20 protein-coding genes are annotated in these 22,625 nt (G+C 71.6%); 10 read left to right on the top strand and 10 right to left on the bottom strand.

The window, feature by feature from the left end:
• Positions 1 to 23: 23 nt before the first annotated feature.
• Genes ACFVZH_RS23815 through ACFVZH_RS23800 form a run of 4 tightly spaced genes read right to left on the bottom strand, consistent with a single transcriptional unit; the run spans position 24 to position 3,548 of the window.
• Entirely contained in the window at positions 24 to 743 is a 720-nt protein-coding gene (locus tag ACFVZH_RS23815) for an ABC transporter permease (protein WP_384900016.1), read from the bottom strand.
• A gap of 14 nt (positions 744 to 757) precedes the next feature.
• A complete protein-coding gene (locus ACFVZH_RS23810) occupies positions 758 to 1,669 on the bottom strand; it encodes an ABC transporter ATP-binding protein (protein ID WP_384900014.1) in 912 nt (303 codons plus the stop codon).
• A complete protein-coding gene (locus tag ACFVZH_RS23805) occupies positions 1,666 to 2,577 on the bottom strand; it encodes an ABC transporter permease (protein WP_384900012.1) in 912 nt (303 codons plus the stop codon). Before ACFVZH_RS23805 ends, ACFVZH_RS23810 begins: the two co-directional genes overlap by 4 nt.
• Positions 2,574 to 3,548, bottom strand: a complete 975-nt coding sequence (locus tag ACFVZH_RS23800; RefSeq protein WP_384900074.1) for an ABC transporter ATP-binding protein — start codon at positions 3,546 to 3,548, stop codon at positions 2,574 to 2,576. The genes ACFVZH_RS23805 and ACFVZH_RS23800 overlap by 4 nt, the downstream gene beginning before the upstream one ends.
• Before the next feature lie 252 nt (positions 3,549 to 3,800).
• On the opposite strand from ACFVZH_RS23800, the gene ACFVZH_RS23795 reads away from it, so the two are divergent.
• The 6 genes from ACFVZH_RS23795 to ACFVZH_RS23770 all read left to right on the top strand — a co-directional run bounded on the left by ACFVZH_RS23795 (position 3,801) and on the right by ACFVZH_RS23770 (position 9,685).
• A complete protein-coding gene (locus tag ACFVZH_RS23795; RefSeq protein WP_384900011.1) occupies positions 3,801 to 4,646 on the top strand; it encodes a M24 family metallopeptidase in 846 nt (281 codons plus the stop codon).
• Positions 4,646 to 6,448, top strand: coding sequence for an SDR family oxidoreductase (locus tag ACFVZH_RS23790; protein WP_384900009.1), 1,803 nt, complete (start codon positions 4,646 to 4,648; stop codon positions 6,446 to 6,448). Before ACFVZH_RS23795 ends, ACFVZH_RS23790 begins: the two co-directional genes overlap by 1 nt.
• Positions 6,449 to 6,541: 93 nt before the next feature.
• Positions 6,542 to 7,471, top strand: coding sequence for a MerR family transcriptional regulator (locus ACFVZH_RS23785; protein WP_384900007.1), 930 nt, complete (start codon positions 6,542 to 6,544; stop codon positions 7,469 to 7,471).
• 140 nt (positions 7,472 to 7,611) lie between these two features.
• Positions 7,612 to 8,169 (top strand): RNA 2'-phosphotransferase, encoded by a 558-nt coding sequence (locus tag ACFVZH_RS23780; RefSeq protein ID WP_384900005.1) that lies wholly within the window; start codon positions 7,612 to 7,614, stop codon positions 8,167 to 8,169.
• Between the two features lie 73 nt (positions 8,170 to 8,242).
• Positions 8,243 to 8,710, top strand: coding sequence for a hypothetical protein (locus ACFVZH_RS23775; RefSeq protein WP_384900003.1), 468 nt, complete (start codon positions 8,243 to 8,245; stop codon positions 8,708 to 8,710).
• A 72-nt stretch (positions 8,711 to 8,782) separates the two neighbouring features.
• Positions 8,783 to 9,685 carry an LLM class flavin-dependent oxidoreductase gene (locus tag ACFVZH_RS23770; RefSeq protein WP_384900002.1) on the top strand — a complete coding sequence of 301 codons (903 nt, stop codon included), beginning with the start codon at positions 8,783 to 8,785 and terminating at the stop codon, positions 9,683 to 9,685.
• Between the two features lie 134 nt (positions 9,686 to 9,819).
• Here ACFVZH_RS23770 and ACFVZH_RS23765 read toward each other — a convergent pair whose 3' ends face one another.
• Together ACFVZH_RS23765 and ACFVZH_RS23760 are read right to left on the bottom strand one after the other, a co-directional pair.
• Positions 9,820 to 10,323, bottom strand: a complete 504-nt coding sequence (locus ACFVZH_RS23765; RefSeq protein WP_384900001.1) for a DUF6083 domain-containing protein — start codon at positions 10,321 to 10,323, stop codon at positions 9,820 to 9,822.
• 241 nt (positions 10,324 to 10,564) lie between these two features.
• Complete coding sequence (locus tag ACFVZH_RS23760) at positions 10,565 to 11,086, bottom strand: MarR family winged helix-turn-helix transcriptional regulator (RefSeq protein WP_384899999.1); 522 nt, start codon at positions 11,084 to 11,086, stop codon at positions 10,565 to 10,567.
• Between the two features lie 69 nt (positions 11,087 to 11,155).
• Between ACFVZH_RS23760 and ACFVZH_RS23755 the strand changes: the two genes are divergently transcribed.
• From ACFVZH_RS23755 to ACFVZH_RS23740, 4 genes are all read left to right on the top strand, one after another.
• Entirely contained in the window at positions 11,156 to 11,881 is a 726-nt protein-coding gene (locus ACFVZH_RS23755) for a hypothetical protein (protein ID WP_384899998.1), read from the top strand.
• Position 11,882: 1 nt separating this feature from the next.
• Positions 11,883 to 12,827 (top strand): SGNH/GDSL hydrolase family protein, encoded by a 945-nt coding sequence (locus tag ACFVZH_RS23750; RefSeq protein WP_384899996.1) that lies wholly within the window; start codon positions 11,883 to 11,885, stop codon positions 12,825 to 12,827.
• Positions 12,824 to 13,474 carry an NAD(P)-dependent oxidoreductase gene (locus ACFVZH_RS23745; protein WP_384899994.1) on the top strand — a complete coding sequence of 217 codons (651 nt, stop codon included), beginning with the start codon at positions 12,824 to 12,826 and terminating at the stop codon, positions 13,472 to 13,474. Before ACFVZH_RS23750 ends, ACFVZH_RS23745 begins: the two co-directional genes overlap by 4 nt.
• A gap of 139 nt (positions 13,475 to 13,613) precedes the next feature.
• A complete protein-coding gene (locus ACFVZH_RS23740; protein ID WP_384899992.1) occupies positions 13,614 to 14,495 on the top strand; it encodes a Cof-type HAD-IIB family hydrolase in 882 nt (293 codons plus the stop codon).
• Positions 14,496 to 14,558: 63 nt separating this feature from the next.
• Here ACFVZH_RS23740 and ACFVZH_RS23735 read toward each other — a convergent pair whose 3' ends face one another.
• From ACFVZH_RS23735 to ACFVZH_RS23720, 4 genes are read right to left on the bottom strand one after another with little or no spacing between them, the layout of a single operon-like run.
• Entirely contained in the window at positions 14,559 to 16,271 is a 1,713-nt protein-coding gene (locus ACFVZH_RS23735) for a GAF domain-containing sensor histidine kinase (RefSeq protein WP_384899990.1), read from the bottom strand.
• A 14-nt stretch (positions 16,272 to 16,285) separates the two neighbouring features.
• Entirely contained in the window at positions 16,286 to 19,888 is a 3,603-nt protein-coding gene (cydD, locus tag ACFVZH_RS23730) for a thiol reductant ABC exporter subunit CydD (RefSeq protein WP_384899988.1), read from the bottom strand.
• A 15-nt stretch (positions 19,889 to 19,903) separates the two neighbouring features.
• Entirely contained in the window at positions 19,904 to 20,905 is a 1,002-nt protein-coding gene (cydB, locus tag ACFVZH_RS23725) for a cytochrome d ubiquinol oxidase subunit II (RefSeq protein ID WP_384899986.1), read from the bottom strand.
• 18 nt (positions 20,906 to 20,923) lie between these two features.
• The gene (locus ACFVZH_RS23720; RefSeq protein ID WP_384899984.1) at positions 20,924 to 22,432 is read right to left on the bottom strand and encodes a cytochrome ubiquinol oxidase subunit I; all 1,509 of its coding nucleotides are present in this window, start codon (positions 22,430 to 22,432) and stop codon (positions 20,924 to 20,926) included.
• Positions 22,433 to 22,625: the final 193 nt, after the last annotated feature.

Genomic DNA, 22,625 nt, shown 5'->3' with positions numbered 1-22,625 from the left:
CCTGACGGTTTCCCGCCGGCGGGCTACTCCTCGCCGGCCAGCTTCAGGGTCCGCAGCTTGTGGCCGGCGAACCAGGTGGCCGCGACCGTGACGCCGACGAGGAGTACCGCGGCCGTCGGGAGCCCGACGTCCGAGGTGACCAGGCCGTCGCCGGTGACCTTCTGCGCGAGGGCCAGCGCCCACTGCTGGACGCTCAGGGTCTTCGCTCCGGCGATCAGGGAGCCGAAGAGGGCCTCCCACACCAGGGCGTAGACCAGACCGATCACCACGGCGTGCCGGCTGACCGTGCCGAGCAGCAGGAACAGCGCGCTGTAGGCGATGGAGGCCACCAGGGCCGCCACCGTGTACGCGACGGCCACCTGCTGGCCGTTGCCGTTGAGGATGAACCCGGCGATCAGCGTCGGGACGGCCGAGAAGACCATGGTCACCGCGATCGCGACGATCAGCTTGGTGAAGATGATCGTGGGCCGCTTCACCGGCTTGGACAGCAGATAGACGATGGAACCGTCGTCGATCTCGGGCCCGATCGCGCCCGTGCCGGCGATCACGCCGATCAGCGGGACCATCGTCGCCAGCGCGAAGCCGCCGAGGACGTCTGCGGCGACCTGGTCGTCCGCGCCGTTGAAACCGCGGACCACCGCCGAGATGAGCAGCAGCATGCCGGGCAGCAGGAAGAGGATCAGCGCCCTGCGGCGGCCGAGGAGGGCCCGGTAGGTGAGCCGGGCGACTGTGGGGTTGTACATCGGTCAGGCTCCTTTCAGGCCGCGACGAGGTACGAGAAGACCGATTCGAGGGACTCGTCCGAGGGCGAGACCGTCAGCAGACGGATCCCGCGCTCCTTCGCGACCTTCGGCAGCAGCTCGGTGAACCGCCCGAAGTCCACGGCCTGCACGCGCAGTCCGCCCTCCGCGTGGTCGACCTCGATGCCGGCCGTCGACGGGTCGGCGATCAGCGCCGCGGCGAGGGCCCGGTCGTCGCTGGAGCGGACGAGGTAGCGGTGCGGCCGGTCCGTCATCAGCCGGCGGATCTTGCGGAAGTCGCCGGAGGCCGCGTGGCGCCCGGCCACGATCACCTCGATGTGCGAGGCGAGCTGCTCGACCTCCTCCAGGATGTGCGAGGAGAACAGGACGGTGCGGCCTTCCGCGCCCATCCGTCGCAGCAGGTCCATCAACTGCATGCGCTGGCGCGGGTCCATGCCGTTGAACGGCTCGTCGAGCAGCAGCACCGACGGCTCGTGGACGAGGGCCGAGGCCATCTTCACGCGCTGCCGCATGCCCTTGCTGTACGTGGAGATCTTGCGGTCCTGGGCGTACTCCATCTCGACCGTGGCCAGCGCCCGCTGGGCCTCCTTGGTGCCGAGGCCCTGCAGTTCCGCGTTCGCCTGGACGAACTCGCGGCCGGTGAGGAAGTCGTACATCGCCTCCCGCTCGGGCACGACGCCGATCTCGCGGTAGACCGACTCGTTCCCCCAGATGGTGGCGCCGTCGAGGGTGACGGAGCCGGTGGAGGGGTCGAGGAAGCCGCCCATCATGTTGATCAGGGTGGACTTCCCGGCGCCGTTGGGGCCGAGGAGTCCGGTGACACCCGGGCCGACCGACATCGTGACGTCGTTCACGGCCACGACGTTGCCGAACCAGCGGGAGACGTGGTCGATGTGGAGCGTGGTCACAGCCCGACCTTTCGGTAGCGGCGCATCAGGATGCCGTACGAGCCGGCGACAAGCGCGAGGACGACCAGCAGATAGACCGCGCCGACACCGGCGCCCGGACCACCGCCGTCGGGGAAGCCCGTGGGCGCGCCCAGGAAGGCGGTCTGCACACCGTCGATGAGGGTCATCGGCGAGAACAGGCCGAGCCACTGGATGGCGTCCACGTTGTCCGTGGCGTAGGCGATGCCCATGAGGGTGGAGACGGCCCCGTACGAGATCGTGAAGACGGCGATCACGGCGGCGACGCCGAAGCCACGGCGCGGGGTGAGGGCCGCCATGACCAGCCCTATGCCGCCGAAGAGCAGCGAGAGCAGAGCCACCGAGACGATTCCCTGGCCGAACATCTTGGTCTGCTCGGCGAAGTCCATCTTGGCCAGCATCGAGCCGATCCAGAGGATCAGCAGCGGGACGACGGTGAGGACGAAGAGCGCCGAGGCCATCGCGCCGAACTTGGCGAGGACGTAGTCCACGCGCTCGATCGGGCGGGAGAAGTACAGGGGCACCGTCCGGAACCGGAGGTCCCGGGAGACGGACTGGGGCGCCTGCGAGGCCAGGTAGATGCTGATGACGACCTGGAGGAAGAGCGCGTACTGCGTGTACTCGATCGACAGCTTGGACTGCTTGGTGACGACCGCGACCGCGACGATGATCAGCGCCGGGACGCACATCACCGCGAAGAGCAGCATCGGCAGCACCTTGGACTTGGCGCTGCGGCCGAGTCCGTACGCGCCGCGCAGCGACTGCGAGAACAGCGACCGGCGCGCGTACGCCCGGCCGAGGCGCGGGCCGTCGTAGGACCGGTAGCCGATGTTGTGGATCCGGGTCGTGTCGGGAGCGGCCTGGGAGGGCTGCGGGGTCTGGGTGCTCATCGGGCCGGCACCTCCTCGTGCTGCGGGGACGCCTCTGCGGACTCCGGGCGGAAGACCTCGGCGATGTGGTGGCGGCGCTGCTCCATGCGGACGAGGCCGAGCCCGAGGCCGGCGACGGTGTCCCGCACGAGGTCGTACGTCTCCTCGCCGGCCGCCTCCAGGAGCAGGACGTGGCCGGCGCCGGGCAGGCCGTCCTCCACTCCCTCGTGGATCGTGACACCCGCCGCGGCGAGGGCCGCGCGGAGCGCCGCCGTGCCGTCGGGGCAGGAGTCGGAGTCGGTGACCTCGACCGCGAGCGTCGTGGTGGTCCGGGTGAAGTCGCTGGTGGAGCTGGAGCGGAGGAGCCGCCCGCCGTCGATGACGACGACGTGGTCGCAGGTGCGCTCCAGCTCGCCGAGGAGGTGCGAGGTGACGAGGACGGAGATGCCGAAGTCGGTCCAGACACGGCGGATCAGTCCGAGCATCTCGTCGCGGCCGACCGGGTCGAGGCCGTTGGTCGGCTCGTCGAGGAGAACCAGCTTCGGGTCGTGGACGAGCGCCTGGGCGAGCTTCACGCGCTGCTTCATGCCCGTCGAGTAGCCGCCTATGGGGCGGTAGCGCTCCTCGTACAGGCCGACGTGGCGCAGGGTGTCGGCGGTCCGCTCGCGGGCGGCGGTCGGCGGCAGCCCGGACATCCGCGCCATGTGCACGACGAACTCGGTGGCCGAGACGTCCGGCGGGAGGCAGTCGTGCTCCGGCATGTACCCGACGCGCTCACGGATCTCGGCGCCGGAGGTACGGACGTCGAGTCCGAGGACCTCGGCGCGGCCCTCCGTGGCGGGGGAGAGGCCGAGCAGGATCTTGATCATGGTGGACTTGCCGGCTCCGTTGGCACCCACGAGTCCGGTCACACCGGGCCCGATGTCCAGGGAGAGCCGGTCAAGCGCGGTCACCCGGGGGAACCGCTTGCTGAGGCTTTCGGTCGCGATCACAGTCACGTTTCGAAGGTAGTGGCGTGCGCCACAGCAGTCGTCAGCCCAACGGCTCGATCCTTGTCCGACTACAGGAGTACAAGCCGGTGGGTGCGGTCGCGACGAAAGTCTTTTTCCCCGGGCCGTCCGTCGGACTTTTCCACGGCCTCGCGCCGGACCCCTTGACGCAGCCGCCGAGCATTGTCACATTCATCGGTGTCAAGTTACGGACGCGTAGGGCGATCGGGCGCTCACACAGGACGGGCGGGTGGCATGGCCTCGGCAGTGACAGGGGAACTCTCCGCGGAGCTGCGGGGGTTCAGGGAAGTCCAGCGGCTCTCCTACGAGTGCGCGGAAGCCGTCGCGGCGCAGCTCAAGCCCGGGGTGACCGAGCGCGAGGCCGCCCGGATGCAGCGGGAGTGGCTGTACGAGCGCGGGGTGCGGGACTGGTTCCACCGGCCGTTCGCCTGGTTCGGGGACCGCACCGCCTTCGTCGACTTCAAGATCCCGCTGCAGTTCTTCCCGACGAACCGGCGGCTGGAGGCGGGGATGCCGTTCATCCTCGACATGGCCCCGGTCTACAAGGGCCACACGGCCGACATCGGGTACAGCGGCTGCCTGGGGCTCAACCCCTTGCACGACAAGCTCCTCGCCGACCTCGCGGACCACCGCGAGCTGATCCTCCGCGAGGTGCGCGAGCGCCGCACGCTGCGCGAGATCTACGAGGACGTGGACCGGCTCATGGTCCGCCAGGGATACGCGAACCGGCACCGCGCCTATCCTTTCGGCGTCATCGCCCACAAGATCGACCGGGTGAAGGAGCGCAGCTGGTCACCGACGCTCTTCGGGTTCGGCACCCAGGCGCTCAAGGGGCTCGCGAGCGATGCCCTGCACGGTCACCGGGACGGCTGGTCGCCGCTCTGGTCGCCGTACAAGTTCTCCGACCACCCGCCCAGGCCCGGCCTGTGGGCGGTCGAGCCGCACCTCGGATTCCGGGGGACGGGCGCGAAGTTCGAGGAGATCCTGGTCGTCACCGACTCGAAGGACCCCGAGCAGAGCGCGTTCTGGCTGGACGACGACCTGCCGCACGTGCGGCGCTGGAACGAGGGAGCGGTCTGATGGCGTCAATCGCCGGGCTGAACGCGGCGCGGGAGCGCTGGGTCCGTACGGGCGGGATCGAGCTGTGCGTCGCCGAGCTCGGCGAGCCGGACCGGCCGACCGTCCTGCTCGTGCACGGCTATCCGGACTCCAAGGAGGTCTGGTCGGATGTCGCGGCCAGACTGGCCGAGGAGTTCCACGTGGTGCTGTACGACGTCCGGGGGCACGGCCGGTCGACGGCGCCGGCCCCGCTGCGCGGCGGCTTCACCCTGGAGAAGCTGACGGACGACTTCCTCGCGGTCGCCGACGCCGTCAGCCCGGACCGGCCGGTCCACCTCGTCGGCCACGACTGGGGTTCGGTGCAGTCCTGGGAGTTCGCCACCGTCCCGCGCACCGAGGGCCGGATCGCCTCCTTCACCTCGATGTCGGGACCCTCGCTCGACCACTTCGGGCACTGGATCAAGCGGCGGATGGCCCGGCCCACCCCGCGCCGGGTCGGCCAGCTCCTCGGCCAGGGCGCCAAGTCCTGGTACGTGTACATGCTGCACACGCCCGTGCTGCCCGAGCTCGCCTGGCGCGGACCCCTCGGCAAGCGCTGGCCGAAGATACTGGAACGGGTCGAGAAGGTCCCCGCCGGGGACTACCCGACGCCCTCCCTGCCGAGCGACGCGGCGCACGGCGCCTGGCTCTACCGGGACAACGTCCGCGCGCGGCTGGGCCGGCCGCGCCCCGACGCGTACGCGCACACGCCCGTGCAGCTGATCACGCCGACCGGTGACGCGTTCCTCTCCGAGCGGCTCTACGACGACCTGGCCGACTGGGTTCCCGACCTGACCCGGCGCACCCTGCCCGCCAAGCACTGGGTACCGCGCACCCGTCCCGACCAGCTGTCCGCCTGGATCGCCGAGTTCGTGCGGGCCAACGAGGAGCCGGCGACCAAGGCGCCGAAGCCGGTCGCGGCGACCGCGGCGAAGAGCGGCGTGAAGCCGGAGTACACCGAGCGGTTCGGCGGCCAGCTCGTCCTGGTGACCGGCGCGGCCAGCGGCATCGGCCGGGCCACCGCCTTCGCGTTCGCGGAGGCCGGAGCCCGGGTCGTGGCCGTGGACCGGGACGGCGAGGGTGCGGTCCGCACGGCCGAGATGGCCCGGCTGATCGGCGCCGCGGAGGCGTGGGGCGAGACCGTCGACGTCGCCGACGAGCAGGCGATGGAGAAGCTGGCCGCGAAGGTGGCGAGCGAGTACGGGATCGTCGACGTCCTGGTCAACAACGCGGGCATCGGGCTCACCGGCTCCTTCTTCGAGACGACGAGCGAGGAGTGGAAGCGGGTCCTGGACGTCAATCTGTGGGGCGTGATCCACGGTTGCCGGATCTTCGGCGCGCAGATGACCGCGCGCGGCCAGGGCGGCCACATCGTGAACACGGCCTCCGCCGCGGCCTTCCAGCCGTCGCGCGCCCTGCCCGCGTACAGCACGTCGAAGGCGGCGGTGCTGATGCTCAGCGAGTGCCTGCGCGCCGAACTGGCCGGGCAGGGCATCGGGGTGTCCGCGATCTGCCCCGGCATCGTCAACACCAACATCACGGCGACCACCCGGTTCGCCGGGGTCGCGGACGCCACGGAGGAGAAGCGGCGCCAGAAGAAGGCCACCCGGCTGTACGGCCTGCGGAACTACCCGCCGGAGAAGGTCGCGGACGCGATCCTGGGTGCGGTCCTGCACGACCGCGCCGTCGTCCCGGTGACGCCCGAGGCCCGGGGCGCCCACTTCCTGTCCCGGCTGAGCCCCGGCGCGCTGCGGGCCCTGGCCCGCTGGCAGCCGCCCGCGTAGGGGGCGGGGTGCGGGAGGGGCGTGCGGTCGTACGATCCCTCCCAGCAGGGCCCCGCGACGGCGGGGTGCGGGAAGCGGTCGGCGGGAGCGGGTTTGTCCGAGCAGTCAGCACAGCCGGAGTACCGGATCGAGGACCTCGCCCATCACAGCGGGGCCACGGTCCGGACGATCCGCGCCTACCAGGACCGCGGTCTGCTGCCCCGCCCCGAGCGGCGGGGCAGGTCGAACGTGTACGGGGACGCGCACCTCGCGCGGCTCCGGCAGATCGCCGACCTCCTCGACCGGGGTTACACGCTGGCCTCGATCAAGGAACTCCTGGAGGCGTGGGACACCGGCCGGGGACTCGGCGGGGTGCTCGGTCTCGTCGCGGAGGTCCACGGGCCGTGGACGGACGAGGAGGCGGCCCGCATCTCCCGCGCCGAGCTGGACGCCCGCTTCGGCGGCACGCCGGACGAGGAGGCCATCCGGGAGGCCGTCGAGCTCGGCGTACTGGAGCGGCTTCCGGACCGCGGGACGGAGGAGTACCTCGTACCGAGTCCGCAAGAGCTGTCCGTGGCCGTCGAGTTGTACGCGGCCGGGGTACCCCTCTCGGCAATCACCGGGCATCTGAGGGAACTTCGCGACCAGGTCGAGCACATCGCCTCCCGTTTCCTAGAGTTCACGACCGAGCACGTCTTCGCCCGCTATCTGGAGCACCGCCCTCCCACGGACTCCGACGCGGCCGAGGCAGCGACGATGGTGCGACGGCTCCGGCCCCTCGCCCAGCAGACGGTGGACGCCGAACTGGCGCGGGCCATGCAGCTGTTGGCCACTCAGCACCTCCAGCTCCATCTGTCGTCGGACGCGCCTCCCGCGAGGGATGACGAGCCCCGCGCGGTGGCCCTGCCGGCCGCGACGGTACGGGCTGTTCAGACCCTGGTCGGCACGGAGGGGGTCGCGGCGTTCGTCGCGGCGGCGACAGAACGAGAGGTCAACAAAAGGACATTGGATGCTCTTACCTCAAGTCATCACAAATCTCCCTGATTTGCTCAATTCGACTCAAAGGCAAGCGCGTTGTCCACAGAATTGCCAACTCACCTGTGGATAAGTGGCTTTGGCTGTGGATCAAACATGTCCGCTTCAATTCATTGGTCCGGCGATCCGCGCTCCGGCATCCTGACGACATGACCCCACGACCACGGGACGAACGCCGCACGGTGAAGGTGTCGAAGTACCTCGCCAAGCACCTGCGCCACCAGCCCGAGCGGATCGGACTCGTCCTCGACGAGCACGGCTGGACCGAGATCGACGCGCTGCTCCGGGCCACGGCCGAGCACGGCTTCCCGATCACCCGCGAGGAACTCGACCATGTCGTCGCGACCAACGACAAGAAGCGCTTCGCGATCGAAGGCACCCGCATCCGCGCCAGCCAGGGACACACCATCGAGGTCGACCTGGACCTGCCGGCCGCCGAACCGCCCGCGTACCTCTACCACGGTACGGTCGCCGACCGGCTCCCCGCGATCCGGACGGAAGGGCTGCGCCCCATGGCCCGCCACCATGTGCACCTCTCCCCCGACCGGGAGACCGCGACCCGCGTCGGCGCGCGCCGCGGCCGGCCCGTGGTGCTGAGCGTGGACGCGGGCGCCATGCACCGGTCCGGGTACGTCTTCCACGTCAGCGCCAACGGGGTCTGGCTGGCCGACACCGTTCCACCGGAGTTCCTCCGCTTCACGGAGTGACCCGAGCGAGCAGAGTGATCAGAGCGACGGAAGAGGTCCCTCTCCGCGCAGCGCCTCAGGCATGATCGCTTCCATGGCACGCCCCACATCCCCGTATCCCCGTCTGCCCAGCACCGAAGCCGCCGTCACAGCGATCCGCGGGATCGCCCAGGAGTTCCGCCTGGAGATGACCGTGACCGACGACATCGGGGCGGACCAGTCCTCGCGGCGCACCTCGTCCGGCGCGTTCGCCGTCCTCGACCCCGACGGCTCCCTCCCGCACGAGGCGTACGTCGAACTGGGCGGCTCTCCCTCGGTGACGGTCCAGGTCTTCCCGGAGGGCGACGCCCGGATCACCGTGGAGGGAATCGAGTTCGCGGACGTGCCCCGCGACGCCGTGCCGGCCTTCCTGCGCGCCGTCCTCGGTGGCCTCGCCCACGTGAAGGGACGGTTCTTCCCGCCCGGCTGGTGGCTGATCGTCCCGCTTCCCGGCGACGAGACGTACAAGGAACTCGTCCCCGGCACCTCGCTCACCCCCTGGATGAGCAAGAACGCCCGCTGACCGGCCGAGGGCCGGCGCCGCCGAGGGACCACGGAGAGCCGCACGGTCACGGACCGCCGTAGGCTCGGGGACATGAGCCTGCGCCTGAGCACCGTCATCCTGCCCGTCGACCGCTGGCACGAGGGGGGCCGCCGGAAGTGGCGGCACGCCGAGGAACTCGGCTTCCACGCCGCGTACACCTACGACCACCTGTCCTGGCGGACCTTCCGCGACGGCCCCTGGTTCGGCGCCCTGCCCACCCTCACCGCGGCGGCGGCGGCCACCGAGCGGATCCGGCTCGGCACGCTCGTGACCTCGCCGAACTTCCGGCACCCCGTGACGCTCGCCAAGGAGCTGATGTCGCTGGACGACGTCTCCGGAGGCCGCGTGACGCTCGGCATCGGAGCGGGCGGCAACGGCTTCGACGCCACCGCGCTCGGCCAGGAACCGTGGACGCCGAAGGAGCGGGCGGACCGGTTCGGCGAGTTCGTCGCACTGCTCGACCGGCTGCTGACCGAGGACGCGGTGACGGACCAGGGCACGTTCTACTCGGCCGACGAGGCCCGGAACATCCCCGGCTGCGTCCAGCGCCCGCGGCTGCCGTTCGCGGTGGCGGCGACCGGCCCGCGCGGGCTCAGGCTGGCCGCGCGGTACGGCCAGGCGTGGGTGACGACCGGCGACCCGAAGCTGTACGAGGAGGGAACCCCCGAGCAGTCGGTGGCGGCGCTGCGCGGCCAGATCGAGAAGCTCGGCAAAGCATGCGCCGACTCCGGGCGGGACGTGGCAGAGCTGGACAAGATCCTGCTCACCGGCTTCACACCGGACCGGAGCCACCCCCTGGAGTCGGTGGCCGCCTTCGTCGACTTCGCCGGGCGCCACCGCGAGCTGGGCTTCACCGAGATCGTGATCCACTGGCCCATCCCGGACTCCGACTTCGCCGCCGACCAGACCGTCTTCGAGCAGATCGCCACCGAAGCCCTGGCCCAGCTGGGCTGACCCCCACGCGGCGCCCGCGCCCGGGGGCGGCCTCCGGGCCCGAGGGTGGCCCCCGTCCCCGGGTGGTGCGTGTCCCCGGGCGGTGTCCGTCACCGGGGGCGCGTGTCCCCGGGACGTGTCCGTCGCCGGGTGGGTCAGGCGCCGCGCCGGGCGTGCCCGCGCCACAGGGCGAGGAGGACGGGGGCGCCGACCGGGGCGGGCCGGGCGGGGCAGACGTCGAAGTGGCTGATCCGGCAGGTGTCGGAGGGTACGGCGGGGCCGAGGTTGACCGCCGTGCCGTCGCCCGCGATCCGCCAGCGCCGGCCCGCCGGAACGCCGCGGGCCGCCAGAGCCCCCGGCTCGATCATGATCCAGCGCCCTCGCACCGTACGGTGCCACTCGGCGCCGGCCCCGCACCCGTCACAGGTCGCGGTCGACGGTCTGCGCGTATCGGGTACGGCCTTCCCGGAGCGGGCCGCGAACGTCACGGCGGCGGTCACTCCGGCCAGCAGCTCCCCCACCAGCACCGGCTCCCGTACGGGATGACCCGGTCCGGCCAGCTCACAGGTCCCGCAGAGGGCCATGCCGAGGCTCGCGATCCATCGGCCGTACGGCGCACCGCATGCCTCGCACTCGTCGGACCGCCGGCCCGAGACCATGCCCCACCCCCTTGAGACCCCGCCGCCTCCCCTGACTCCTGGGGGTCTTCCCCGTACCTGCCGCGATCGAACGGGGGTTTACGGCCACGTCCACACGCTGCGATGTGGCCGGACCGGCGCGTGGAGGCGGGCGTGCGGGGGACGGGCGTGCGCCGGACGGGGCGTGCGGAAGCCGGACGGGCGTACTCCGGACGGGGCGCGCGGCTGGGACCGCTCCGGTGCACGACCACGGGAGACACTCCTAGCGACGCCCGGGGCGCTTCGGCAGGTGGCGGTAGCCGGGGTGGACGCCCGGGGTGAGGCCCTGCTGGTCGGCGATCCGCCCGAGCAGGGCCGTGAGCCGCGCCCGGTCCTCCGGGTCCAGCGCCGTGAAGAGGTCGTCCTCGTGCGCGGCGGCCACCTCCCGGACGCGCTCCAGCACCCGGATGCCCTCCTCGGACACGTACAGCTCGTGGTGGCGGCGGTCCTCGGCACTGCGACGGCGCTCCACGAACCCCTTCTGTTCCAGATGGTCGATGAGCGCGACCACCCGGCTCGGGACGACGCCGAGGTCGGCGGCGAGGGAGCGCTGACTGCGGCCCGGATCCATGGCGATCATCCGCAGCACGCCGACGTCCGGTGGCGCGAGGCCGAGTTCGCCGACCCGTTCTCCGAAACGCCCGGCCGCGTGCGCCCCGAGCTGGGCGAGCAGGAAGGCGCCGAAGCGCGGGGGCGCGGCGACGGCCGCTTCGGGATCTTCGCGTGGTTGCCGGTCGGTACTCACAGGGTTATGGTACGAGACAAGAACGATTCTCTCTAGTGAACTATTCTCCCCAGAGAACGGACAGGACTCGTGTCTGCAGAGAGCCGGACCGACCCCCGCCATCCGACCGTCGCCCCCCGAGAGCGCCGGGAAGCCCAGGGAGGGCCGCCGCCGGGCGTGCTCGCCGTGGTGTTCACCGCGCTGTTCCTGGCCGGGCTCGTCCTCAGCACCGTGCTCGCCGGCGGTGACCCCTTCCCCTCGCCCTTCGGCGAGACCGGCGAGATCGTGGCGTACTTCCGCGCCCACTCCGACGCCGTCCAGGTGTCCGGCGCCCTCCAGTTCGCCGCCGCGATCCCGCTGGCCGTCTACGCCGCCACCGTCTCGGCCCGGCTGCACAAGCTCGGCGTCCGCGCCCCCGGCGCGACCATCGCGCTGGCCGGCGGACTCCTCGCCGCCGGCTTCCTGGCCTGCTGCGGACTGGTGAGCTGGACCCTTTCCCGTACGGAGGTGCTCGAACTCGCGCCGCTCGTCCGGGCCCTGCAGTACCTGGCCTTCGCCACCGGCGGCCCCGGACACGTCGTCACGCTCGGCCTGCTCGTGGCCGGCATCGCCGTCCCCGGCCTGCTCGCCGGACTGCTGCCCCGCGCGCTGGCCGTCACCGGCCTCGTCCTCGCGACCATCGCCGAACTGGCCACCCTCACCCTGCTCTTCGACGGCGCCGCCCTGCTGCTGCCGCTGGCCCGCTTCACCTGCCTGGGCTGGCTGATCGCCGCCGGGTTCCTGCTGCCCCGTCGCCGCACCCGCAAGGAGCTCTGACATGACCGGGAACACGACCGAAAGCACGACCGGGAACACGACCCGGAAGCCGCCCCGCGAACTGACCGAGAAGCTCGTCCGTTTCCAGCAGCCCGAGAAGGTCCTGCGCTACCTGGGGGAGCTGCCCGAGACCCGGCTGGCCGGCCTCTTCGGCCTGGACACCGACGACTACCGCGCGCTGCTGAGGGACTTCGACGAACAGGCCCGGTCCACGGCGGCCGAGCTGCTGAAGGACTCCGGTTTCGCCGACCGGGCCGACCGGCTGCCCTTCCGGCCCGGGCAGCGGATCGTGGCCCTCGGCGAGAGCACCACCGCCGACCGGCTCTCGTGGTTCTCGATCCTGCGCCATCTCCTCCCGGACGGCGTCGAACTCGTCAACCTCGCGGTCTCGGGCCTCACCACCACCCAGGCCCTCACCCAGCTGTCCTCACTGAACTTCCTGCGCCCCGACTGGGTGCTGTGCATGCTCGGCGCGAACGACACCCAGCGGCTCGGCCGCGGCGCGGGGACACCGGGCACCCGCCTGGTCAGCGAGGCCGAGACCGCGCGCAACCTCCTCGCCCTCCGGGAAATCGGCGGGCAGGCCCTCTCCGGCGAGAACCGCTGGATCTGGCTCACCCCGAGCTCCGTGGACCAGGAACGGGCCGACGCCTACCCGCACTTCCAGCGCGCCGGGATCGGCTGGTCGGGCGAGGACGTGGACGGCGTCGCCGACTTCCTCCTCGGCCGGCCGGAACCCGCGGTCGACACCCGTCGGGCCACCGCCGGCCTGCACCTCGACGACGGCATCCACCTCACGCTCGACGGCCAGCGAGCCGTCGTGACCGCCCTCGTCGACACCCTGGCGGAGAGCCCGCCGGCGCCGGCGCCCACAGCAGTGACAGCGACAACGACCACGACCACGGCATCAACAGCGACAACGCAGACGGAGGCGAAGACGTCATGAGGCTCCTGCTCTTCGGCGTCACCGGCGGTACGGGCGCGCAGCTCCTCGACCAGGCCCTCGGCGCCGGCCACCAGGTGACCGCCGTCGCCCGCGACCCCGCCCGGGTACCGGTCACGGACCCCGGCACGCGGCTGACCGTCGTCCCTGGGGACGTCCTGGCACCGGACGGCTGGCGGCGGGCCGTCCCCGGACACGACGCGGTGGTCTCCTGCCTCGGCAGCACCGACCGCAAGCACCCCACGACCGTCTACTCCCAGGGCGCCCGCAACATCGTCGAGGCCATGCGCGCCGCGGGCGTCGGCCGGCTGCTCTGCCTCTCCTCGGCCGGCCTGGAGATCACCCCCGACGTGCCGCTGCCGCAACGCCTCGTCACCCGGTTCGTCGTCCAGCGGCTCTACCGCCACGGGTACGCGGACATGGCCCGGATGGAGACCTTCATGGCCTCGGCGTCCGCCGGCGACACGGCCTGGACCGTGGTCCGGCCGCCGATGCTCACCGACGGCCCGCTGACCGGCCGCTACCGCACCGCGGAGAACGGCCACCTGGACCGGCCCAAGTCCCTCTCCCGCGCCGATCTCGCCCACTACCTCCTGTCCGGGGTCGGCGACGCGCGCGCCCACCGCGCCGTCGTGGAGGTCGCGTACTGAGCGAGGTGGGGCCGCCGGGGAAGGAGCGGCGGCAAGGCGGCGCCAAGAGCGAGCGACGGCGCACGGGAAGGCCGGAACCGGACCACTCATATGTGCGGCTCCCCGCACGCACGTGCGTCCGGTGCGGAAGAATGGCGCGGTGACCTCTCCCCGATCCCCGCGTCCTTCCGCCCCGGCGCCCCGGCTGATCGCCACCGACCTGGACGGCACGCTGCTGCGCGACGACAAGTCCGTATCCGAGCGCACGATCGCCGCACTGGCCGCGGCCGAGCAGGCCGGAATCGAGGTCTTCTTCGTCACCGGCCGCCCGGCGCGCTGGATGGACGTCGTCAGCGACCACGTCCACGGGCACGGCCTGGCGATCTGCGCCAACGGCGCCGCCGTCGTCGACCTCCACGCGGGAAACACCTTCCTGGAGGTCCGGCCGCTGGAGCGCACGGTCGCCCTCGACGTCGTCCGCGCCCTGCGCGAGGCCGCGCCGGGCACCTCGTTCGCCGTCGAGCTCACGACCGGCATCCACTACGAGCCGCTGTACCCGCCGTTCTTCCTCGACCCCGGCGCCACCGTCGCCACCGCCGAGAAGCTCCTGTTCGAGGAGGCGCCGGGGGCGGCGGCCCCCGTGATCAAGCTGCTCGCCCAGCATCCCGAGCTGGACCCCGACGCGTTCCTCGCGGTGGCCAGGGAGGCCGCCGGAGACCGGGCGTCCTTCACCCGGTCGAGCCCCACCGCGCTCATCGAGATCAGCGCGCTGGGCGTCTCCAAGGCGTCCACCCTCGCCCTGTGCTGCGCCGAGCGCGGCATCACGGCGGACGAGGTCGTCGCCTTCGGTGACATGCCCAACGACATCGAGATGCTGAGCTGGGCGGGCCGCTCGTACGCGATGGGCAACGCCCACCCCGACGTGATCGCCGCCGCCTCCGGCCGCACGGTCGGCAACAACGAGGACGGCGTGGCCGTCGTCATCGAACAACTCGTGGCCGAGGCCCTGAACGCGGCCCGGGACCGCGCCGCGCAGGACTAGGGGTTGCCCTGCCGATCAGGCCGGGCAACCCCGTAAGGCCGTCCGCGGCGTCCCGTACGGGGACTACAGCGGCGCCTCCCACACCACCGTCGTACCGCCGCCGTCCTCCCCGAGACCCGGCCCGCACCAGCTCGCGCCACCCAGCGACTCGGCCCGCCGGGCCAGGTTGCGCAGGCCGCTGCGCCGCCCGCCGGCCGGAATGCCGATGCCGTCGTCCGCGACCGAGAGCCGTACCCCCGCCGAGCCGTCGGGGAGGGTGACGGTGGCGTCGACGACGACCTCGATCCGGTCCGCCTCCGCGTGCCGGAAGGCATTGGAGAGCGCCTCGCGCAGGGCGGCGATGAGGTTCTTGCCGGTGAGGTCCCCGACCGTCGCGTCGATCGCGCCGAGAAAGCGGTGCGCGGGCTTGAAGCCGAGCGGTACGGCCGCCATGTTGATCTCCCGCAGGACGCGGGTGCGCAGCCCCGAGGGGGCCTCGGCGGGTCCCTGCTGGAGGGCGAAGATCGCCGTACGGATCTCCTGGATGGTCACGTCCAGCTCGTCCACGGCCTTGCCCACGCCCTCGCGTACGGCCGGCACGATCGACCTGCGCTGGGCGCTCTCCAGCATCATCCCGGTGGCGAAGAGCCGCTGGATGACCAGATCGTGCAGGTCACGGGCGATCCGGTCGCGGTCCTCGTACACGGCGAGACGCTCCCGGTCCCGCTGCGCGTCGGCCATCATCAGGGCCAGCGCGGCCTGCGAGGCGAACTGGGTGGCGAGGGTCCGCTCCGCCTCCGTGAACTGGCGGGCGCCCCGGGCACGGGGCGTGGCGAGAGCGCCGAGGACCCGGCCGCCGCTCTGCAGCGGCAGCATCATGCTCGGCCCGTACGCCGAGGTCAGCCGGCTGATCATGCGCGGGTCGGTCGAGGCGTCCGTGATGAAGACGGCCTCGCCCTCCAGGAGTTCCTTCACCACCGCGCTCTCGGGCGGGATCACCACGCCGAGCGACTTGGTGGGCCGGGGCGAGGAGACGGCGACGATCTCCAGGCCGCCGTCCTCCGCGGGCAGGAGCACGATCCCGGCGTCCGCGTCGGCGAGCCTCCGGGCCTGTTCGGCGACGACGGCCAGGGCGTCGTCCGCGTCCCCGCCGGAGAGCAGGGCGGTGGTGACGGCGACCGAGCCGTCGATCCACCGCTCTCGCTGCCTGGCCGCCTCGTACAGACGGGCGTTGCCGATGGCGATGCCCGCCTCGGTGGCGAGCACCCGGACCATGTGCACGTCGTAGTCGTTGAACTCGCCGCCCCCGCGCTTCTCGGCGAGGTACAGATTGCCGAAGATCTCGCCCTGGACCCTGATGGGGACGCCGAGGAAGGTCCGCATGGGCGGGTGTCCGGGCGGGAATCCGGCCGCGCGGGGATCGCTGGACAGATCGGCGAGGCGAATGGTCTGCGGGTCGCGGATCAGCGCGCCGAGCAGCCCCGCGTGTCCGTCGGGGCGGCGGCCGATCCGGTGCGCCGTGTCCTCGTCGACGCCGAAGGTGACGAAGTCGGACAGGCCCTCGCCCTCGTCGTCGACGATGCCGATCGCGGCGTAGCGGGCGTCGGCGAGTTCGGCGGCGGTCTCGCAGATGCGGTCCAGGGTGGAGTGGAGTTCCAGCCCGGTGCCGACCGAGCGCATGGCCTCCAGGAGCTGCGGCACGCGGGCGGTGAGCTCCGTGGACAGCCCCTGGAGGCTGCGGGTGGCCTGGGTGGCTGCTTCCAGGGGGTCAGGGACGTCGGACGCGGCGGCGGTCATGGGCTTGAGCCTAGTTAGTCCGATTTGGCGAGAAAAGTCGGCCGGTCCTCTCCGCCGTTCGACAGACCGGCCCTCGCACCGGCTCCCGCTGCTCCCACGGCCAGCAGATCGGTCTCCCGCTCCTGCTCCAGCATCCGGCGCAGGGGTCCGTCCGTGGTGGCGAGCTCCTCGTAGGAGCCACGCTGCACTGTCCTGCCCTCGTCGAGGACGACGACTTCGTCGACGGCGTCGAGACCGTGCAGCCGGTGGGTGATCAGGACGGTCGTCCGGCCTTCGGTGGCCCGCAGCAGGTCGTCGGTGAGCGCGTCGGCGGTGGCCAGGTCGAGGTGCTCGGCCGGCTCGTCGAGGACGAGGACGGGGAAGTCGGCCAGGAGGGCCCGGGCGAGCGCGAGGCGCTGGCGCTGGCCGCCGGAGAGCCGGGAGCCGTGCTCGCCCACGAGGGTGTCGAGCCCGTCGGGCAGTCCGTCCACCCAGTCGAGCAGCCGGGCGCGGCGCAGCGCCTCGCGCAGCTCCTCGTCGCTCGCCCCGGTGCGGGCGAGCCTCAGGTTCTCGCGCACGGAGCTGTCGAAGAGGTGGGCGTCCTGGGCGCAGAGGCCGACGAGGCGCCTCACCGCGTCACCGTCGAGTTCCCACGCCGGCACTCCGCCGAGCCGGTACGTGCCGTGCTCCACGTCGAGGAAGCGCAGCATCACCTGGGCGAGCGTGGTCTTCCCGGAGCCGGAGGCACCGACGACGGCGACCCGGCGCCCGGCGTCCAGGGTGAGCCGGAAGTCGGCGAGCGCCGCCCGCTCCTGCCCGGCGTACCGGGCCGAGAGCCCGTCCAGCTCCAGCGGGAACGGTCCGGCCGGGGGAGTCTCGGGCCGGGCCGGCTCGTGTACGGGCACGGGGGCGTCGAGCACCTCGAAGACCCGCTCGGCACTGTGCTTGACGCGCTGCCGGTACTGGACGGCGAGCGGCAGCCCGGTGACGGCCTCGAAGGCGGCGAGCGGCGTCAGGACGACCACGGCGAGGGCCACTCCGTCGAGCCGCCCGTCCCGTACGCCCTGGACTCCGACGAGCGCGGCGGCCACGACCGTCAGGCCGCAGACCACGGCGGAGAGCCCGGCACCGAGCGCGGCGGCCGCGGCCTGCCGGGAGGCGATGCCGGTGAGAGTGCGGTCGGCGTCCCGCGTCCGTTCGATCCGGCCCCGCAGCGCACCGGCCACCGTCAGCTCGGCGCAGCCGCGCAGCAGGTCGGCCACGGCGGTCGCCAGGCCGCCGCGCGCGGGGGCGAGCCGCCGTTCGGCCCGGCGGGCGAGGGCCCCGCCGGCCGCCGGCACGGCGACCCCCGCGATCAGCAGGCCCACGGCGAGGACGGCACCGGCCTCCGGCAGCAGCCAGGCGGTGAACCCCGCGGACGCGACGCCCACGACGAGCGCCGCGCCCACCGGGAGCAGCCAGCGCAGCCAGTAGTCCTGGAGCGCGTCGACGTCGTGGACGAGCCGGGCGAGCAGGTCGCCGCGCCGGGTGCGGCGCAGTCCGGCCGGGGCGATCCGCTCCAGGCGCCGGTAGACGGAGACCCGCAGCTCGGCGAGCATCCGGAGCACGGCGTCGTGCGAGACGAGCCGCTCCCCGTACCGGAAGACGGCCCGGCCGATGCCGAAGGCGCGCGTCGCGGTGACGGCGACCATCAGATAGAGCACGGGAGGCTGTTCGGAGGCGCGGGAGATGAGCCAGCCGGAGACGGCCATGAGCCCGACGGCGGAGCCGAGAGCGAGGCTCCCGAGCAGCAGGGCGAGCGCCATGCGCCCCTTGAGCTCCCCGGCCATGTCCCGAACGCGGGCGAGCACGGACGAAGGGCCGGTCGTCGTCTGTTCCGGCACGCCGGGCCGCTGTTCCCCCGAGGGGGGTACGGGCGCGCTGACCGCGCCGGCGAACCCGCCGTCCTCCGACACGCCCGCAACCGCACCCGACCCCGGTCCGTCGGTGCCTTCGGATCCCGCGACGGCGCCGAGGGTCACCACCCGGTCCGCGACCGCGAGCAGCGCCGGCCGGTGCACGACCAGCAGCACGGTCCGGCCGGCCGCGAGACGCCGGACCGCGTCCACCACGCCGGCCTCCGTCTCACCGTCGAGGGCGGCCGTCGGCTCGTCGAGCAGCAGCAGGGGCCGGTCCGCCAGGAACGCCCGGGCGAGCGCGAGCCGTTGCCGCTGGCCCGCAGAGAGTCCCGCCCCGTCCTCGCCGAGGACCGTGTCGAGCCCCTGCGGCAGCCCCGCGACGAACCCGTCCGCCCCGGCGTCCCGCAGAGCCTGACGCACCTCCTCGTCGGAGGCGTCGGTGCGGGCCAGCCGTACGTTCTCGGCGACCGTCCCCGCGAAGAGGTACGGGCGCTGGGGCACCCAGGCGATCCGCGACCGCCAGGACTCCAGGTCGAGCGAGGCGAGGTCCTCGCCGCCGACCCGCACGGAACCGCCCTCCTCGGGCACCGCGAACCCCAGGACCACGTCGAGGAGCGTGGACTTCCCGACGCCGCTCGGACCGACCAGGGCCACCGTCTCGCCCGGCTCGACCGTCAGCGTCGCCGCGTCCAGCGAGGGTTCGGTACGCCCCTCGTGGCGTACCGTCACCCGGTCGAGCTCCAGCCGCGTCGAGGCCGGCACCGGCGCCGTACCGCCGTCCCGTACCGGCTGCTCCAGGACGTCGAAGATCTCCTCGGCCGCCGCGAGTCCCTCGGCCGCCGCATGGAACTGCGCACCCACCTGCCTCAGCGGCAGGTACGCCTCGGGGGCCAGGATCAGGATGACGAGCCCGGTGTACAGATCGAGGTCGCCGTGGACCAGCCGCATGCCGATGCTCACGGCGACGAGCGCGACCGACAGCGTCGCGAGGAGTTCCAGGGCGAAGGAGGAGAGGAAGGCGATCCGCAGCGTGCGCATCGTCGCCTGGCGGTACTCCGAGGTGATCGCGCGGATCGACTCGGCCTGGGCCTTCGCCCGGCCGAAGATCTTGAGGGTGGGGAGGCCCTCCACCACGTCCAGGAAGTGGCCGGAGAGCCGGGAGAGCAGCTTCCACTGGCGGTCCATCCGGGCCTGGGTGTACCAGCCGATGAGGATCATGAAGACCGGGATCAGCGGCAGGGTGACGACGATGATCGCCGCCGAGACCCAGTCCTCGGTGACGATCCGGGCCAGTACGGCCACCGGCACGACCACCGCGAGCCCCAGCTGGGGCAGATAGCGGGCGAAGTAGTCGTCGAGCGCGTCCACGCCCCGCGTCGCGAGCGCGATCAGCGAACCGGCCTTCTGGCCGCTCAGCCACCCGGGGCCGAGCGCGGCCGCACGGCCGAGGAGCCGCCCGCGGAGTTCGGACTTGACCGCCGCGCTCGCCCGGTGGGCGGCGAGCTCGGTCAGCCAGGAGACGAGGCCCCGTCCCACCGCGACGCTCGCGAGGAGCAGCAGCGGGGTGGTCAGGGCGGAAACCGACTGGCCCTGCTGGAAGGCCCCCACCACGATCTCGGCGATGAGCATCGCCTGGGCGATGACCAGCGCCGCCCCGACGAGGCCGAGGACGACCACCGCGATCAGGAAGAAGCGGGTGGCCCGGGCGTACCGGAGCAGGCGCGGATCGATCGGTTTCACGTGAAACATGCCCCTCTAGTGAGCGTCGGCGATGTGGTGCGTACCGATGCGCTTACGGAACACCCAGTAGGTCCAGCTCTGGTAGAGCAGCACCAGCGGGGTCGCGATCGCCGCGCACCAGGTCATGATCTTGAGCGTGTACGGGCTCGACGACGCGTTCGTCACGGTAAGGCTCCACTCGGGGTTGAGCGAAGACGGCATGACGTTCGGGAAGAGCGCGAGGAAGAGCATCGCCACGGCGGCGGCGATCGTCACGCCCGAGAGCGCGAAGGACCAGCCCTCGCGACCCACCTTGATCGCGCCGATCGCGCCCACCAGCGCCACCACCGCGACCAGCATCGCCGCGAGGCTCCAGCCGTCGCCCGTGTCGACCTGGGTCCAGATCAGGAAGCCGAGCGCGGCCACCGCCGTCACCAGACCCACCTTGAGCGCGAGCGCCCTCGCCCGGCCCCGGATGTCGCCCACCGTCTTCAGCGCGACGAAGACCGCTCCGTGGAAGGTGAAGAGGGTGAGCGTGACCAGGCCGCCGAGGAGCGCGTACGGGTTGAGCAGGTCCCAGAAGCTGCCGACGTACTCCATCTCCGCGTCGATCTTCACGCCCCGGACGATGTTGCCGAAGGCCACGCCCCAGAGGATCGCGGGGATCAGCGAGGTCCAGAAGATGGCCTGCTCCCAGTTGCGCTGCCAGTTCTCCTCGGGCCGCTTCGCCCGGTACTCGAAGGCGACACCCCGGATGATCAGGCAGACCAAGATGATCAGCAGCGGCAGGTAGAAGCCGGAGAACAGCGTCGCGTACCACTCGGGGAACGCGGCGAAGGTCGCGCCGCCGGCGGTGAGCAGCCACACCTCGTTGCCGTCCCAGACGGGCCCGATGGTGTTGATGAGGACCCGCTTCTCGGGCCGGTCCCGGGCGAGCAGCTTGGTGAGGATGCCGACCCCGAAGTCGAAGCCCTCGAGGAAGAAGTAGCCGATCCAGAGGACCGCGATGAGTACGAACCAGACGTCGTGGAGTTCCATGCCTCGATCTCCTGAGCCTCAGTACGAGAAGGCCATGGGGCGGTCGGGGTCACGAGAGTCCCCGCCGATCTTGGTGGGCGGATTGAGATCGTCCTCGGTCAGCTCCGGCGGGCCCGCCTTGATGTACTTCACGAGGAGCTTGACCTCGATCACGGCGAGGACGGCGTAGAGCGCGGTGAAGACGATCATCGAGGTGAGCACCTCGCCCGTCGTGGTGCCGGGGGAGACCGCGTCCCGGGTGCGCAGCACGCCGTAGACGACCCAGGGCTGACGGCCCATCTCGGTGAAGATCCAGCCCCAGGAGTTGGCGATGAGCGGGAACGCCATGGTCCAGAGAGCGATGATCCAGTACCACTTGCCCAGGCGGGGGCTGAGCGCCTTCCGCTTGAACAGGACCAGGTTCGGCACCTCGTCCTCACCGGTCCGCAGGCCCGGTGCCAGCATGAACTTCTTCCGGGTCAGCCAGAGGCCGAGCATGCCGATGCCCAGCGAGGCCATGCCGAAGCCGATCATCCAGCGGAAGCCCCAGTAGGCGACGGGGATGTTGGGCCGGTAGTCGCCCGGCCCGTACTTCTCCTGCTCGGCCTTGTTCACGTCGTTGATGCCCGGGACGTACGAGCTGAAGTCGTCGTTCGCGAGGAAGGACAGCAGGCCCGGGATCTCTATGGCGACCGTGTTGTGGCCCTTCTCGACATCGCCGTAGGCGAAGACCGAGAAGGGAGCGGGCGCCTCGCCGTCCCAGAGCGCTTCGGCGGCGGCCATCTTCATGGGCTGCTGCTTGAACATGACCTTGCCGAGCAGGTCACCGCTGACGGCGGTGCCGAGGCCCGCGATGATCAGGGTGATCAGGCCGAGCCGCAGCGAGGTGCGCATCACCGGGATGTGCCTCTTCCGCGCCAGGTGGAAGGCGGAGATGCCGACCATGAACGCACCGCCGACCAGGAAGGCCGCCGTGATCGTGTGGAAGAACTGGGTGAGGGCGGTGTTCTGGGTGAGCACCGCCCAGAAGTCGGTGAGCTCGGCGCGACCGCGCTCCTCGTTGATGCGGTAGCCCACGGGGTGCTGCATCCAGGAGTTGGCCGCCAGGATGAAGTACGCGGAGAGGATGGTGCCGATCGACACCATCCAGATGCAGGCGAGGTGGATCTTCTTCGGCAGCTTGTCCCAGCCGAAGATCCACAGACCGATGAAGGTCGACTCGAAGAAGAAGGCGATGAGTGCCTCGAAGGCGAGCGGGGCACCGAAGATGTCGCCGACGAAGCGCGAGTAGTCGGACCAGTTCATGCCGAACTGGAACTCCTGCACGATGCCGGTGACGACTCCCATGGCGATGTTGATCAGGAAGAGCTTGCCCCAGAACTTCGTCGCCCTGAGGTACTTCTCGTTCTCGGTCCGCACCCAGGCCGTCTGGAGACCGGCGGTGAGGGCGGCGAGGGAGATCGTCAGGGGGACGAAGAGGAAGTGGTAGACGGTGGTGATGCCGAACTGCCAGCGCGCCAGAGTCTCAGGCGCCAGAGCGAGGTCCACGTCGTTTTCTCCTTACATCGCCGTGGTCACATCGGCAGTTTGCCCTGATAATCCCACTCATTACGGGATGAACCAGGACACGCTTGTGAACGCGTTCACATTCACAAGCATTATTGCTCATACGAAATCCGTACCTTCAGTCGGGGTCCCCCCACCGATGGTCACCTCTTCCCAGGATCTTCAACATATTGTT

Source organism: Streptomyces sp. NPDC059534, assembly GCF_042743475.1.
Lineage (GTDB): Bacteria > Actinomycetota > Actinomycetes > Streptomycetales > Streptomycetaceae > Streptomyces.
Note: the sequence above shows the minus strand (reverse complement) of the source record. Positions and strands in the feature narration are given on the sequence as shown.

Excerpts from the sequence above, each read along its gene's own strand:
- ACFVZH_RS23790 (WP_384900009.1), top strand. The coding sequence starts at position 4,646 with ATGGCGTCAATCGCCGGGCTGAACGCGGCGCGGGAGCGCTGGGTCCGT.
- ACFVZH_RS23815 (WP_384900016.1), bottom strand. The coding sequence starts at position 743 with ATGTACAACCCCACAGTCGCCCGGCTCACCTACCGGGCCCTCCTCGGC.
- ACFVZH_RS23795 (WP_384900011.1), top strand. The coding sequence starts at position 3,801 with ATGGCCTCGGCAGTGACAGGGGAACTCTCCGCGGAGCTGCGGGGGTTC.
- ACFVZH_RS23770 (WP_384900002.1), top strand. The coding sequence starts at position 8,783 with ATGAGCCTGCGCCTGAGCACCGTCATCCTGCCCGTCGACCGCTGGCAC.
- ACFVZH_RS23765 (WP_384900001.1), bottom strand. The coding sequence starts at position 10,323 with ATGGTCTCGGGCCGGCGGTCCGACGAGTGCGAGGCATGCGGTGCGCCG.
- ACFVZH_RS23775 (WP_384900003.1), top strand. The coding sequence starts at position 8,243 with ATGGCACGCCCCACATCCCCGTATCCCCGTCTGCCCAGCACCGAAGCC.
- ACFVZH_RS23780 (WP_384900005.1), top strand. The coding sequence starts at position 7,612 with ATGACCCCACGACCACGGGACGAACGCCGCACGGTGAAGGTGTCGAAG.
- ACFVZH_RS23745 (WP_384899994.1), top strand. The coding sequence starts at position 12,824 with ATGAGGCTCCTGCTCTTCGGCGTCACCGGCGGTACGGGCGCGCAGCTC.
- cydB (WP_384899986.1), bottom strand. The coding sequence starts at position 20,905 with ATGGAACTCCACGACGTCTGGTTCGTACTCATCGCGGTCCTCTGGATC.
- ACFVZH_RS23750 (WP_384899996.1), top strand. The coding sequence starts at position 11,883 with ATGACCGGGAACACGACCGAAAGCACGACCGGGAACACGACCCGGAAG.
- ACFVZH_RS23735 (WP_384899990.1), bottom strand. The coding sequence starts at position 16,271 with ATGACCGCCGCCGCGTCCGACGTCCCTGACCCCCTGGAAGCAGCCACC.
- ACFVZH_RS23805 (WP_384900012.1), bottom strand. The coding sequence starts at position 2,577 with ATGAGCACCCAGACCCCGCAGCCCTCCCAGGCCGCTCCCGACACGACC.